Annotated in this window: 13 protein-coding genes; 10 read left to right on the plus strand and 3 right to left on the minus strand. The window is 63.3% G+C overall.

Translation table 11 applies throughout. The features are described 5' to 3' along the window. The first annotated feature begins 164 nt into the window (after positions 1–164). The 6 genes from ACK5NW_RS14675 to ACK5NW_RS14700 all read left to right on the plus strand — a co-directional run bounded on the left by ACK5NW_RS14675 (position 165) and on the right by ACK5NW_RS14700 (position 7,912). Entirely contained in the window at positions 165–383 is a 219-nt protein-coding gene (locus tag ACK5NW_RS14675; RefSeq protein WP_416929370.1) for a hypothetical protein, read from the plus strand. Positions 384–410: 27 nt separating this feature from the next. Continuing rightward, on the plus strand, positions 411–971 hold the full coding sequence (locus ACK5NW_RS14680) for a hypothetical protein (protein ID WP_416929372.1): 561 nt from the start codon (positions 411–413) through the stop codon (positions 969–971). A 103-nt stretch (positions 972–1,074) separates the two neighbouring features. Beyond that, positions 1,075–3,576, plus strand: a complete 2,502-nt coding sequence (locus ACK5NW_RS14685) for a DUF5682 family protein (protein WP_416929374.1) — start codon at positions 1,075–1,077, stop codon at positions 3,574–3,576. Between the two features lie 17 nt (positions 3,577–3,593). Beyond that, on the plus strand, positions 3,594–4,718 hold the full coding sequence (locus ACK5NW_RS14690) for a VWA domain-containing protein (RefSeq protein ID WP_416929376.1): 1,125 nt from the start codon (positions 3,594–3,596) through the stop codon (positions 4,716–4,718). A 22-nt stretch (positions 4,719–4,740) separates the two neighbouring features. Further along, complete coding sequence (locus ACK5NW_RS14695) at positions 4,741–6,975, plus strand: SWIM zinc finger family protein (RefSeq protein WP_416929378.1); 2,235 nt, start codon at positions 4,741–4,743, stop codon at positions 6,973–6,975. A gap of 127 nt (positions 6,976–7,102) precedes the next feature. Continuing rightward, positions 7,103–7,912, plus strand: a complete 810-nt coding sequence (locus ACK5NW_RS14700; RefSeq protein WP_416929380.1) for a pseudouridine synthase — start codon at positions 7,103–7,105, stop codon at positions 7,910–7,912. Positions 7,913–7,924: 12 nt separating this feature from the next. Here the strand turns inward: ACK5NW_RS14700 and ACK5NW_RS14705 are convergent, their stop codons facing one another. Next, positions 7,925–8,644, minus strand: a complete 720-nt coding sequence (locus ACK5NW_RS14705) for a GIY-YIG nuclease family protein (protein ID WP_416929382.1) — start codon at positions 8,642–8,644, stop codon at positions 7,925–7,927. Further along, positions 8,641–9,774, minus strand: a complete 1,134-nt coding sequence (locus tag ACK5NW_RS14710) for a DNA cytosine methyltransferase (RefSeq protein WP_416929384.1) — start codon at positions 9,772–9,774, stop codon at positions 8,641–8,643. The genes ACK5NW_RS14705 and ACK5NW_RS14710 overlap by 4 nt, the downstream gene beginning before the upstream one ends. Before the next feature lie 174 nt (positions 9,775–9,948). Here ACK5NW_RS14710 and htpG point away from each other — a divergent pair, with 174 nt between their 5' ends. Beyond that, positions 9,949–11,898: a molecular chaperone HtpG gene (gene htpG / locus ACK5NW_RS14715; protein ID WP_416929387.1), complete on the plus strand. Its 1,950-nt coding sequence runs from the start codon at positions 9,949–9,951 to the stop codon at positions 11,896–11,898. A gap of 111 nt (positions 11,899–12,009) precedes the next feature. Beyond that, entirely contained in the window at positions 12,010–12,402 is a 393-nt protein-coding gene (locus ACK5NW_RS14720) for a hypothetical protein (RefSeq protein WP_416929389.1), read from the plus strand. A gap of 59 nt (positions 12,403–12,461) precedes the next feature. On the opposite strand, the gene ACK5NW_RS14725 is transcribed toward ACK5NW_RS14720, so the two are convergent. Next, entirely contained in the window at positions 12,462–13,253 is a 792-nt protein-coding gene (locus ACK5NW_RS14725) for an exodeoxyribonuclease III (protein ID WP_416929391.1), read from the minus strand. A 14-nt stretch (positions 13,254–13,267) separates the two neighbouring features. On the opposite strand from ACK5NW_RS14725, the gene pyrE reads away from it, so the two are divergent. After that, positions 13,268–13,972: an orotate phosphoribosyltransferase gene (gene pyrE / locus ACK5NW_RS14730; RefSeq protein ID WP_416929393.1), complete on the plus strand. Its 705-nt coding sequence runs from the start codon at positions 13,268–13,270 to the stop codon at positions 13,970–13,972. Between the two features lie 6 nt (positions 13,973–13,978). Beyond that, on the plus strand, positions 13,979–14,671 hold the full coding sequence (locus tag ACK5NW_RS14735; protein ID WP_416929395.1) for a DUF4124 domain-containing protein: 693 nt from the start codon (positions 13,979–13,981) through the stop codon (positions 14,669–14,671). Positions 14,672–14,727: the final 56 nt, after the last annotated feature.

The raw sequence follows: 14,727 nt of genomic DNA on the forward strand, positions 1-14,727 counted from the left end.
AAATCAGGGTCAAGCGAACCAAAAACAGCGCAAAACGATGAGAAATTCAACGCTCGTTTCGCCATGTGAACATTCACGCGTCACCTCGCCCTGCAGCGGGGGTTGTGCAGACCTTCCCTAGAGGTCACCATGCGAGTTTGGAAGGAACTCGTCTTGAGAAGTCGATGTTGGACAGAACCGGTGATCCGGAGCTTGACCGATTAGCCGCAGCGCTTTCAACAGGAAATGATGCGGACATCGTCCGTGCAGCCACCCAGATTGCGCAGTCGCCGCAAATGTGGAGCTTGGAGCAGCAGGGCCGAGACCAAGCTGCTACAGAACTTCAGCAGCGCAATATGCAGCCAGAGCATGCGACGCAGCAGATTCCGGTGATGTCGCGTTGATTTCCAAGTCAATCACGGAATACGCTCATGGCTGAAGACCGCTTGCTCCCAGAACTATTAACGTCGTTGCAGAGTACAGTCAAACTCCAGGCGGCGTTGATGGCGAAATTCGAACAGCGAGAAGAGCGGATGCAAGCGAATTTTGACTTGCGCATGCAGCTCCTGCAAAGCGAAGTCATTCAACTCGATGACAAGATCGACAGCATCGTTCGTGGCGCAAGCTCTCAGATTACCAAGAATGCAAAGGACGTGGTGACCAGCGTTGCCGCGCAGCATAGTCGGGATACATCGGCGGCTTTCGCGCTGCTAAGAAAGGCAGACAGGACGGTCTGGATATGGTTTGCTGTTTGCGGAGCAATCTTGATACTTGCGCTCCTGGTCGGGTGGACGATGCTTGATTACTACCGTCGTGAGCTTTCCAGCAGCAAGGAGGAATTACAGCGCTATGAGAGCGCCGTGGCTATCGTGCAAGCGTTCTATGCATCAGATGTCGTGATTTGCGCTGGTCGAATTTGTGCTAACGAAGACCCATCAGGACAAAGAGTGGGAAGCAAGTCGCAATACAGGCGGGCAAAGCCTCGCCCTTAAATTTTCGGACGAATTTCGATACATCAAATTGACTGGGTAGAAGTACCTGCCATGACAAGCAGCTATGCAATGTCTGTCGTGGTGACAGCCTGAGTGGAGGCCCGTGTCGACAGCCCCTTCGCCCAACATCCTCGGCATCCGCCACCACAGCCCGGCCTGCGCGCGGCTGGTGGCGCAACGCATTCGCGCGCTCAAGCCCGCCTATGTGCTGATTGAAGGGCCAGCCGATTTCAATGACCGGCTGGACGAGCTGACGCTGCCGCACCGGTTGCCGGTGGCGATTTACAGCTATCTGTCCAGCGATGACATGCACCGCAGTTCTTGGTCGCCATTGGCCGAGCATTCGCCCGAATGGCAGGCGCTGCAAGCTGCGCACGAGGTGGGCGCGCAAGGGCGTTTCATCGATTTGCCCGCCTGGCACAACGCCTTTTCGGATACGGAAAACCGCTACGCCGATGTCGCCGATGCCGAACACGCGCGCCACGCCGAGGCGTACGAAGACGCACTGACCCAGGCCCTGTCGGTACAGGGCCGCGATGCACTGTGGGATCACCTGTTTGAAGAGGACCATGCCAGCGGCCAAGCGCTGGACGAGCTGGCGCAAAAGCTGGCCACCTATTTCAACCACCTGCGGCCTGCGGACGATCCTGGCTCATCCGGCAATCAGGCGCGCGAGCAAATGATGGCCCGCTGGATCGCCTGGGCTGTGGCGCAATCGGGCGGCGCGGCCGGGCGCGTGTTGGTGGTCTGCGGCGGCTACCACGCGCCTGCGCTGGCGCGGCTGTGGCAGGCCATGCCCGGCGATCTGCCTGCCACGCCGCAGCCATCGAAAAGTGAAGGGCAAACTTCTGAAAATGCTGCCAATTCAGAAGCATTGAGTGCTGATCAGAATGGCACTGAAGCGCGATTTGGCTCTTACCTGGTGCCCTACACCTTCAAGCGGCTGGATGCGTTTGCCGGTTATGCCTCGGGCATGCCATCACCGGCGTATTACCAATGGGTGTGGGAGTGCGGCGTGGACGGCGCGGCAGCGCGCGCACTCGAAGGCGTGGTGCGCCGCCTGCGCGAGAAAAAACTGCCCGCCTCCACCGCCGACTTGATGGCCGTGCACCTGCGCGCGCAGGGGCTGGCGCGCCTGCGCGGCCACGCCCAGCCCCTGCGCAGCGACTGGCTGGATGCCCTGGCGGGGGCGCTGGTCAAAACTGCGTTGGATGCGCCCTTGCCCTGGACGTATCGTGGCCCCATGCGCGTCGGTACCGACCCGGTGCTGGTCGAAGCCATGGACGTGCTGGCCGGTGACGTGGTGGGCCAGTTGGCACCCGGCACGCCACAACCGCCGCTGGTTGAGTCGGTGCGCAGCGAATTGGCGGCGTTGGGCATCGTGCTGCGCGGAACGCTGGAATTGGATTTGCTGCGCGACGCTGACCGCGCCAAAAGCCAGGCGCTGCACCGCCTGCGCATTCTGGGCCTGCCCGGCATCACGCGCCAGCACGGCCCCAAGCAAGCCCTGTCGGGCGAGCGCGCCGAGGTCTGGCAACTGTCAGAGCCTTTGGAGCAGCAAGCCGCGCTGATCGAGGCCGGTGCCTGGGGTGCCACCCTGATCGATGCCGCCCGCGCCAAACTTGAAGACCGGCTGCGCCGGGCGCAAGGCCGCATCGCGCCGCTGGCCGAGGGGCTGAACCAGGCCGCCTGGGCCGGGCTGGCCGCGCTCAGTCGCCGCCTGCTGGGCGAGCTGCAATCGGCCATGGCCAACGAACCCCGTTTTGAGGCGCTGGCCCCGGCACTGGGTTTGCTGCACACCCTGCTGCGCCATGGCCAGATGCTGGGCATGGCCGACGCGCCCGTGCTGCGCGTGGTGATCGAAGCGGGCTTTGACCGCGCCCTGTGGCTGCTGGAGCCGCCTGCCGCCGTCGCGCTGGCTGAGTTTGAGCCGCACCTGCACGGCCACATGGCACTGCGCCAGATCGTGGCCGACGTGCTGGCCGGGGCTGATAGCACCCACAGCCTTGACCACCCCGCACCGCTGCGCATCGAACCGGCCCGCGCGCTGGCCGTGTGGCAACGCAAAGCAGCCGATGCCACCGCCGCGCCCGTCAGCCGCGGCGCGGCGCTCGGCGCGGCTCTCAGCCTGGCCGGGCGCGGTAGTGCCGCAGAACAGGGCACGAGCGAGGGGATGGATGTGGCCGACGCCATGCACCACGCCATGCACCTGCTGGGCACCCTGCCCGCGCCCGTGCTGGGCGATGCGCTCACCGGCCTGCTGGCCTTGGCGCGCGAAGCACTGTCGTCCGAACCCGCTTTCGCCACCGGTATGGATCACATGGTGCAGGCGCTGGACCATGCTGATTTTGTGCAGGCCCTGCCCAGCCTGCGCGCGGCCTTCGCCTGGCTGCCAGCGCAAGAGCGCGGGGCGCTGGCCGATCAAGTATTGGCCTTGCACGACGCGGCTGGGCTGCCCCGCAGGGTGCTGACCGCCCCCGGCGACGGCACGTTCTCAGCCGAAGAGGTGGCACAGACGCAGTGGGCTGAACAAGCCGCGATGGAGGCGCTGGCCGCCTGGGGAATCGGCGTCGAAGTCGGTGCTGGTGCCGGTGCCGATAAATAAACGCAAAGGGTTGCCGCATGCCGCTTGAGCTTTCTTCCCCCTTGCAGCGCTGGCGCTTGCTGCTGTGCGACCCGGCCGAAGCCGCCTGCGGCGCGCTGAGCGCCGATGCACAAGCCGCTGATGCGGCGCTGGACTGGCTTTACGGGCGCGATGACGACCGTGCATCGCGCGGCGAACGCAGCGCGGGGCTGGGGCCGTCGGCGCTGACCACGCCAGACTGGATCAACACCATCCACCGGTTGTTTCCCAAAGAGGTGATCGAACGACTGGAGCGCGACGCCGTAGAGCGCTTCGGCATTGACGAGGTAGTGACCAATCTGGACGTGCTGGAGCGCATCGAGCCGTCTGAATCGCTGCTGCGCGCGGTGCTGCACACCAAGCATTTGATGAACCCCGACGTGCTGGCCGCCGCGCGCAAGCTGGTGGCCGAGGTGGTGCGCCGCATCATGGAAAAGCTGGCCACAGAGGTGCGTCAGGCGTTCAGCGGCACGCGTGACCGCCGCCGCCTCTCGCGCATGAAAATTGCGCGCAATTTCGACTTCAAACGCACCATCGTCCGCAACCTGCACCGGTACGACCCGGCGCGCCAGCGCTTGTACCTGGACACGCCCATTTTCAACAGCCGCACGCGCCGCCATACCGAGTCGTGGGACATCATCTTGCTGATCGACCAAAGCGGCTCGATGGTCGATTCGGTCATCCACAGCGCTGTCATGGCGGCCTGCCTGTGGCAGTTGCCTGGCATGCGCACGCGCCTGGTGGCGTTTGACACCGCCGTGGTCGATCTCACCGCCGACGTGTCCGACCCGGTCGAGCTGCTGATGAAAGTGCAACTGGGCGGCGGCACCGACATCGCCCAGGCCGTGGCCTATGCGCAATCGCTGATCGCCAACCCCGGCAAGAGCATCGTGGTGCTGGTGAGCGACTTTTACGAAGGCGGCAGCGCCAGCGAGCTGGTGCGGCGCGTGAAAGCGCTGGTGGAAGGCGGCACCAAAGTGTTGGGCCTGGCCGCGCTGGACGCACAGGCCGCGCCCGCCTACGACCGCGAAATGGCCGCGCGGCTGGTGCAAGAAGGTGCGCAAGTCGGTGCGATGACGCCCGGCCAACTGGCCGGCTGGCTGGCCGAAAAAGTGCAGGGCTGACAGCCGCAAAACAACAAGCCCCATGATCCGCCACGACTTGCTTGAACTTTCGCCCGAGGCGCTGACGGCGCTGGCCAATGCGGGCTTCGTCAAGCGCGCGCAAAAAGACGTGGCAGCAGGGCTGCTGCCTCAGCTTGACGTGTCGGCCGACGGCACGGTCACGGCCCGCTTCGACGACGGCACCGCCACACGCCTGCCGCCCGAGCGCACGCTGCGCGATGCCGATTGCACCTGCCCGGCCAGCACCATGTGCCGCCACCGGGTGACGCTGGTGCTGGCCTATCAGGCACAGGCGGCGATCAGTGACACAACAGCACAAACAGCACCAACGGCACCAACGGCACCAACGGCACCGCCTGCCAACGCTGCACAAAACGATGACCTCCCCCTTGCGGCCCACATCGCAGGCACCAGCCAGATGGCCGCAGGCGCATGGAGTCCAGCACAGTTTGACGATGCGGCGCTGGCCGCCAGCTTTGCGCCGTCGGTGCTGGAGCAGGCCGCCAAGCTGGCCGCCGCGCGCCCGGTGATTGCGGTGCAACCCTGGCGCAACGCCCGCACCCCGCCCGTGGCACACCTGCCGATGTGCAGCGTGCGCTTTTTCTCACGCAACGCGCTGGCGCATGCCCGCTGCGACTGCAAGCAAGGCAGCGGCTGTGCGCACGTGGTGCTGGCCGTGTGGGCATTTCAGCAGGCGGGCGCATGGCAGCCAGGCGAAGCCGAACGCATGGTGGCGCTGTCGCCGCGATCCGCCGATGCCCCTACCTTGCACGCCGCCACATCCTGGCTGGATGACGAAGCAACCCACGCCGCGCAAACCCAGCTTGAAGCGCTGTTGCTGGCGGTGTGGATGGAAGGATCGGGCCAGCCCCTGCTGGCGCTGTCGGCCCGCATCGAGGCTTTGCGCGCGCAGGTGCAGGCGCTGCAATGGCGCTGGGTGGACGATGGCATTGACGAGCTTTGGCAACTGTTGCAAGCGCAGCAAGCGCGCAGCAGCCGCTTTGATGTGCAGCGCCTGCTGGCCGTGATGGCCGAGCTGTGGGCACGCCTGCGCGCCGCCGTGCATGCCCAATCTCTGGCCAACGGCGGCGCATTGCCACCACGGCTGGCCAGCCAAATCCTGGGGTTGGGCATCAAAGGCGAGGTGGCGCTGGATCACCTGCGGCTGGTGTCGCTGGGCGCTGTGCTGTGGTCTGACGACAGCGGCGAAGGGGCCGACGTGCTACTGGCCGACCCCGACACGCAATCGATCACCGTGCTGGAGCGGCAGTGGCCGCGTGCGGTCGATGCCGCCGCTGGCGGCCAACCCATGCCGCTGGCCAGTCGGCGCGTGGCGGGCTTTCCGCTGCGCCAGTTGGCCGCGGGGCAAATCATCACCAAGACGGCCACGCGCCGCGCCAATGGTCGCATCGACATCACCGCAGGCACGCGCCAAACCGGGGTGATGCCGCTGTCGCCCTCGTCGTGGGACGATTTGCGTGCACCCCTGCGGGTGGACTCGGTGCCCGCGCTGATCGCGCAGCTCAAAAACACACTGCCCGACTTTGTTTTGCCACGCCACGCCGCCAGCGGCGCTGTGGGAGGAGCCGCCGGAGCGCTGCACGTGCTGTTTAGCGAGCAGCGGCACCCAGTCGACAGCCATTGGGATGCCGCCACCCAGGTGCTGCATGCGCGGTTGCAGGCGGACGCGCCGCCCGCCGACACAGCCGCCAGCCCAGCCGCTGGCCCCACTGCGGACGAGGCCACTGCGGATAAGGCCACTGGCCTGCCGCTGCACCTGGCCCTGCCGCACCGCGCCATTACCCCCGGCGCGGTCGATGCGTTGGCGCGCGCACTGGCGGGCGAATGGGGCGAGGTGCGCGCCGTGGCAGGCACCGCATGGCTGCAAGACGGTGCCGCATGGATGCAGCCCCTGGCGCTGCTGACCACACAGCGTGCCGTGGTGTTGCCGTTGGAGGCCGCTGCGCCACAGTCCTTGTCCATGCAGGTTGCCGCCATCACGCCCTCGGCACGCAGCGCCGTGGTGCAACAAACCCAGGCCCTGCTGGCCCAGTGGCTGCGGCAGGGCTTGCTGCATCAGGGCGGCAGCATGGCGGCGCGGTGCCAGGCGCAGGCTGCGGCACTGCAACAGGCGGGCCTGAGCCGCTGCGCCGCACTGTTGCGGTCGATGCTGGCGCACCTGCGCAGCCCAGACAGCCGTGCCGCGCTGCCTGTTTTGTGCACGCTGAGTCTGCTGCTGCGCGGCGCGGGGCAGTAAAACCGTTGCGTCAACATTCAACCCCAGCGCAGTACCTTCATCATGACAAAATACACCGTTGGCGCTTGATGACAAAGCATCAAAAGCTATCAATACTGAAGCAATCCATGTCTTGCCTGGTCTTGTGATGTCTGACACTCCTCGTTTCCGCCGCGCGCCCCGTCCCACTGCCGCTGCGCCCACCGACGCCGTGCGCCTGAACAAGCGCCTGGCCGATCTGGGCCTGTGCTCGCGCCGCGAGGCGGATGAGTGGATCGAGCGCGGCTGGGTGCGCGTCAATGGTCAGATCGCTGTGATGGGCCTGAAGGTCACGCCGCAAGACGACGTGCGCGTGGACCAGCAGGCCGACGCCGCCCAGGCCCAGCGCGTGACCATCTTGCTGCACAAACCGGTGGGCTACGTCAGCGGCCAGGCCGAAGACGGGCACCAGCCCGCCGTCACCCTCATCAACGCACGCAGCCATTGGCGTGGCGATGCGGCGCGCACCCGCTTTTCGCCTGCGCAGCTGCGGGGTTTGGCCCCCGCCGGACGGCTGGACATTGACTCGGTCGGCCTCTTGGTGCTGACGCAAGACGGCCGCGTGGCCCGCCAGTTGATCGGTGAGAACTCCGACGTGGACAAAGAATATTTGGTGCGCGTGGCCTACGGTGAGGTGCAGCAGAACGTGCAAGCTGCCTTTCCGCACGAGGGGTTGGCCCGCCTGCGCCACGGTCTCAGCCTGGACGGCCAGACGCTCAAGCCCGCGCAGGTCGACTGGCAAAACCCCGAGCAACTGCGCTTTGTGCTGCGCGAAGGCAAAAAACGCCAAATCCGCCGCATGTGCGAGCAGGTGGGCCTCAAAGTCACCGGCCTCAAACGCATCCGCATCGGCCGCGTCACCCTGGGCCAGCTGCCCGTGGGGCAGTGGCGGTATCTGGGGGCGAATGAAAAATTTTGATGCTGTTATGCGCTATTCGTCACCACTGTCTTCGGGCATGTCGGCTGCATGGTCATAACGACGTTGAGCCAATGCTTGAAGACGTTGGGCTTGCGCCAGTAGCGTGTGGCGCAGCCCTTTTTGCACCTTTCGCTCACTGATCACCTGTGCGAGTTTGGCAAGCGTTGCTGCACGATGAGCAATGCGCAAGTCAGGGTGATCGCGCAACCGGCTAACCTCCTTTGAAACAATGCTCCCGCTGATTGAGGCAGGCATCTGGATGTTGACCGTTGGCTCAGGAGGGTTCTTTTCGTTCAGTACTGCGTTGAACTCAGATTGCTTTAAAAGCTGCCGAAACACGGCATGCTCCAGTGCGTTGAGGTGCGCTTTTGCTGTGGCGTTGCTTGTGCGTTCTGATTGAAACTCAGGCAAAGGCCACACTGTGATGGAATGAACTTCAAAAGGATCGAGCACATTCATGGCCACCGCGTCTGTGCGCTGATTGGTCAGGTGGCGTCGAATGCGCGTTCCGATGCGTTCCTTGGTTTGACCAACGTATATTGGCTCGCCATCGTAGTCAAAGAATGCATATACGCCCCAGACCACAGCGCCCAATCGAATCTTTTTTCTGTCGGGCAAGGTATAAATTTGGTCGAGAAAACCCGACAGCGCTGCACGCAACTGCTGCGTTTCAAACGGTAGTTCAGTGGCCGAAACATTCGACCGTGCTGCATCATGTTCATTGGTGGTCATGCGGCGTGCTGCTTCGTGTGCCTACCATTGACCGCTATGACGGCATCAAATAGGTGCTGCCTGAGATGGGCGACCACCGGGACGACCACGCCGTCGCCCAACAGATGGTAAGCATCGTTGTAGTTTTTGGGTAGGTGATAGGTATCAGGCAAGCCCATCAATCGTGCTGCCTCGCGCGGCGAGATGAGCCGACTGCGAACGTGAGGACCGTTTACTACCAGAATGGTCTGCCGACTCGATCCGCCTGAAGGAGTTCTCAAACACCCAGCAATGCCATCAAACCGCGCTTCGGCGCGTACTATGCCCGCCCGTGTACGTTTGTAGATGGTTCCAACTTTGATGCCTGCGCACCGTTGTGCCTCCAACACCTTGCGCCGGTTAACCTCGGTCATGCTTTGCAGCAGTTTTAATGTCGCAGCTTCGTCGTTCCACGCTACTCCAGTGGGTTCGATCTCAATGAGTTCATCCAGGCTGACGCCGCGACCCAAAGGGGGAGGAGGGTTCCACCATATCCACGAAGTTTTGAGACGGTCCGGGAGTCGGTGCCAGGCACGAATGACAGAACTCGGATGCCAGGCTGGCGTGGGCAGATCAGAGGCCAAGTGCTTCGGGATGGAAAGCGCCTCGTCAATCCCCACAATGAAAAGTCGTGGGCGTGACTGTGGCGTGAAGTGCACTGCATCAATCACCATGGCTCCAAACTGATATCCCTCTTGAGCCAAAGCACGGCTGATTTGGTCGAAGTCTTTTCCATCGTGGGCGGTCAACATGCCATAAACATTTTCAAGCACAACCGTGCAAGGCTTTCGACCTTCTCGGCGAAGTTGACGAACCAGTTGCCAAAATCCCCAGAAGCTGCCACTGCGTTCGCCTGACAGTCCACGGCCGTGACCAGCAAGGGACAAATCCTGGCACGGAAACGACCCCCACATCACATCCGCTTGAGCAGTCAATTGGTGCGTGCCCACCTCGAATACGTCGCCAACATGCAGATGTTGATCACCCCAGTTGGCTCGATAAGACTCCGCCTTTTTCTCTGAGATGTCATTGGCGAACAAACAAGTCCACCCCTCGCCCAGGCCAGCGCGCGCCATCCCACCACCAGCAAAAAATTCATAGTAAGCAGGCATCTTCTACATTCGCTACAACATGTTGTTCGCTTATTTTGTCAGAGGCATGGGATTGGCAGCTTCAGGCCAAATCAATGGGAAACACATTCCGCGTGTCCGGTATCGCCAGATAGCCGTACTTGAATGCACAAGAGGTGCCCATAATTGCAGGTTTTGTTCGTTCATCCAAACCCCATGACCACCCAAAAACACGCCTTCCAGGCCGAAGTGGCCCAGCTTCTGCACCTGGTCACCCATTCGCTGTATTCCAACCCCGAGATCTTCTTGCGCGAGCTGGTCTCCAACGCGTCCGACGCCTGCGACAAACTGCGCTTCGAGGCGCTGGCCGATAGCGCGCTGTACGGCGACCAGCCCGAGCTGGAGATTCGCCTGACGTTTGACAAGACCGCCGAGACGCTGACGGTGACCGACACCGGCATCGGCATGAGCGAAGCCGAGGCGGTGGCCCACCTGGGCACCATCGCCAAAAGCGGCACGCGCGACTTCATGGGCAAGCTGAGTGGCGACCAGAAGGCCGACGCGCAGCTGATCGGGCAGTTTGGCGTGGGCTTTTATTCGGGCTTCATCGTCGCCGACAAGATCACCGTGGAGTCGCGCCGCGCGGGCTTGCCTGCCGATGAGGGCGTGCGTTGGGCCAGCGGCGGCGCGGGCGATTTTGAGGTGGAGCGCATCATGCGCGCCACGCGTGGCACCAGCGTCACGCTGCACCTGCGCGACGATGCGCTGCAGTACGCCGACGGCTGGCGCATCCGCGAGCTGGTGTCCAAGTACTCCGACCACATCGCCATCCCGATCAAGATGGAAGGCGAGAAGTGGGAAGAGGGCAAGGAAGAAGGCCAGCCCGGCCAGATGGTGAAAACCGGCGAGTGGGAAACCATCAACCAGGCCACGGCGCTGTGGACGCGGCCCAAGAAGGACGTGACCGACGAGCAGTACACCCAGTTTTATGAGCAGCTGGCGCACGACTGGCAGCCGCCGCTGGCCTGGACGCACAACCGCGTCGAAGGCAGCACCGAGTACACGCAACTGCTGTACCTGCCCAGCCATGCGCCGATGGATTTGTGGGACCGCGATGCCCGGCGCGGCGTCAAGCTGTACGTCAAGCGCGTGTTCATCATGGACGACGCCGAGCAGCTGCTGCCGCGCTACCTGCGCTTCGTCAAGGGCGTGGTCGATTCGGCCGATTTGCCGCTGAACGTCAGCCGCGAGCTGCTGCAAGAAAGCCGCGACGTGAAAGCCATCCGCGAAGGCAACACGCGCCGCGTGCTGGGCCTGATTGAAGACCTGGCCAAGCCTGCTGAAGCCGCCGATTCGTCAGACGCCGAGGCCAAGGCCAGCAAATCTGCCGAATCCACGCCTGCGCAAGACAAATACGCCACTTTCTGGGCCGCCTTTGGCGCGGTGCTGAAGGAGGGCCTGGGCGAAGACACCGCCAACCGCGAGCGCATCGCCAAGCTGCTGCGCTACGCCTCGACCCGCAGCGAGTCGCCTACGGTGTCGCTGGCTGAATACAAGGCGCGCATGAAAGAAGGCCAAAAGGCCATCTACTACATCACCGCCGACAGCCTGGCCGCTGCCCAGCACAGCCCGCAACTGGAGCTGTTTCGCAAAAAGGACATCGAAGTGCTGCTGATGACCGACCGCGTGGACGAGTGGGCGCTGTCGTTCTTCAACGAATTTGATGGCACGCCGCTGCAATCGGTGGCCAAGGGTGCGGTCGACTTGGGCGATTTGCAGGACGAGGCCGAGAAAAAAGCCTTTGACGCCGCCGCCGATGCCGCCAGGCCACTGCTGGACAAGCTGAAAACCGCGCTGAAAGATCAGGTGGAGGACGTGCGCATCACCACCCGCCTGGTCGATTCGCCCGCCTGCCTGGTCGTGAAAGACGCAGGCATCAGCCTGCAAATGGCGCGCCTGCTCAAGCAATCTGGCCAGCCCGTCTCAGAAACCAAGCCGGTACTGGAAATCAACCCCGAACACGCCCTCATCCAGCGCCTGGAAGGCGGCGACGCACGCTTTGACGATCTGGCGCAAGTGCTGTTCGACCAGGCCCTGCTGGCCGAAGGCGGTCTGCCGGACGACCCTGCAGGCTATGTGCGCCGGGTCAACGCGCTGCTGGCGTAAGGCGTTGGGCAAGGCGGGAGCACACTGAAGCATCAAACTGCGCGCCTTCTCCACGTGCCTTCTCCGCCCACCTTCGCCTCACCCCTTCCGTTTTCGTTTGACACGCCATCCATGCCGCGCACCACCACTCGCCCCAAAACCACCGCACCGCACTGCGCGTGGCAGTCCACGCCAGACCCAACCATGGGCAGCGGCACATGGCTTACCGCAGTGTTGGCAGCAGTGGCTCTTTCGGGCTGCGCCGCAGGCATCGGCATTGGCGTGCCGCTGGCACCGGGCGTGTCGATCGGCGTAGGCATGGATTCGGGCGGCAACGCCAACGTGGGTTTGGGTGCAGGTGCAGGCCCGGTGGGTGTGGGTGTCGGCGTCAACCAGCGCGGGCAGGTGTCGGCGGGCGCGGGCGCAGGTGCCAGCATGCCCGTAGGTGGCGCGCGGGCAGATGTCGGCGTGGGTGTGGGCACCGTGGTGTACGACCCCGATCAGCCCAACCGCTGGGGGCGATGAGCGCGCACGATCAGAGGCTGAATCCTGAGGTGCTGAACCCTGAACCTTGACCACTGCGGTCAAACCTGAAGCTCGTAGTCGATGGTCAGCGGCGCATGGTCAGAAAACTTTTCACCTTTGTAGATCGATTCGGTGCGGGCGGCTGCGGCGATGGCGGGCGTGGCCAAGTGGTAGTCGAGGCGCCAGCCCACGTTCTTGGCATAGGCTTGGCCGCGGTTGCTCCACCAGGTGTAGGCGTCACCGGTAGCGTCGGGCCTAAGGTGCCGGTACACATCCACCAGGCCCACATCGTCCAGCACGCGTGAGAGCCAGGCGCGCTCTTCGGGCAGAAAACCGCTGTTTTTCTGGTTGCTCTTCCAGTTTTTCAGGTCAATTTCTTGATGGGCGATGTTGATGTCGCCGCACAGCACAAAGTCGCGCTCGGCCTTCAGGCGCTGCAAGACGGGATAAAAGCCGTCCAGAAAGCGGTATTTGGCTTCTTGCCGCTCGGGACCGGATGAGCCGCTGGGGAAATAACTGCTGATGACACTGAGCTTGCGCCTGGGGGTATCAAAGCGCACTTCCACGTAGCGCCCTTCGGCGTCGAACTCGGGCGCGCCGTAGCCGATGATGATGTCGCTGGGTTCGTGCCGGGTGTACACGCCCACGCCGGAATAGCCCTTTTTCTCAGCCAATTGAAAATAACCGCGCATGCCTGCCAGTTGCTCGAACTTGCCTTGCAAATCAGGCCATTGGGCCTTGATTTCCTGCACGCAAATACAATCCGGCGCGTGCTGCGCCAGCCAGGCCGCCAAGCCTTTGGTGGTGGCCGAGCGAATGCCGTTCAGGTTGAGACTGGTGAGTTTGAACAAAAAGGATGACTCCAATGAATACGCCGCAGACTTCAACTCAAGCCCCCGTTGACCACAGCGCGCAAGATGCGCTGGCCGCAGAGTTTGTGCAGTTCGCCATTGACTGCGGCGTGCTGCGCTTTGGCGAATTCAAGACCAAGGCCGGGCGGCTGTCGCCTTACTTTTTCAACGCGGGCTTGTTTGACGATGGCACCAAGATGCTGCGGCTGGGGCAATTCTATGCGCGTGCCTTGCTCGCTTCGGGCATCGAGTTCGATGTGATTTTTGGCCCCGCCTACAAAGGTATTCCGCTGGGTGCGGTGGTGGCCGTCGAGCTGGCCCGGCTGGGCGTGAACAAACCCTTCGCTTACAACCGCAAGGAAGCCAAAGACCATGGCGAAGGCGGCCTGCTGGTGGGCGCGCCATTGCAAGGCAAGGTGCTGATCGTGGACGACGTGATATCGGCAGGCACCGCCGTGCGCGAGTCGATTGCGCTGATTGAAAAGGCCGGTGCCGCGCCCCATGCGGTGGCCATTGCGCTCGACCGGCAAGAAAAAGCCACCGAAAACGGCCACGACGTGGATTGGTCGGCCGTGCAATATGTCCGCGACACCCTGGGGTTGCAGGTATGCGCCATCGCCAAGCTGGCCCATTTATTGCAGCATTTGCGGTTGACTGACAATTTTTCGCAGTTTTTTGAATCGGTGTCAGCCTACCGCGAGCGGTATGGCGTTGAATAATGGCTTATGAATTTATTGCTGCATTTTGTAACTCGTCATTTGCCACATCTACTGGCAGGCGGGGTGCTGGGCCTGACTGGTCTGGCCGCCACAGCGCAGTCCATTTATGTCTGCGTAGATGCGAACGGCAGACGCCTTACCTCTGACCGCCCCATCCTGGCCTGCAATGACCGCGAACAGCGCGAACTCAGCCCTTCGGGCGTCACGCTGCGGGTCATTTCCCCCACGCTGACCGCCAACGAGCGTGATGCGCGTGTCGCACGTCAACGTCAGGAAGCGGCAGACGCCCAACGCGCACGCGATGCGATGCGCCGCGACCAGGCGCTCATCACTCGCTACCCTGACCGCGCCACCCACGATGCCGACCGCAAGAAAGAGCTGGCGCAGACGCAAGCTGTGGTGGATGTCGCTGAAAGCCGCATCGCCGATCTGGCCGCTGCCCGCAAAGTGTTGGACGACGAGATGGAGTTTTACCGCAAAGACCCGTCCAAAGCCCCCGGCAAGCTGCGCCAGTCGATCGAATCCAACGCCCAGGACGTGGAGGAGCAGCGCCGCGCCATTGCGGGCCAGTCCGAAGAGCGCAAGCGCATCAATGCGCGGTTTGATGCGACTTTAGAGCGCCTCCAACCGCTGTGGGATGCCAAGGCGGTGGCAACTGCGGTCAGCCCGGCGACGGCAGCCGCACCCAGTTCGCGCTGACTGGCGCTTTCATAAAACGCCCGCCCCGTAACCCGGTCATGCGCCACTGGGGTGGT

The organism is Ottowia sp., assembly GCF_047975795.1.
Classification (GTDB): domain Bacteria; phylum Pseudomonadota; class Gammaproteobacteria; order Burkholderiales; family Burkholderiaceae_C; genus Ottowia.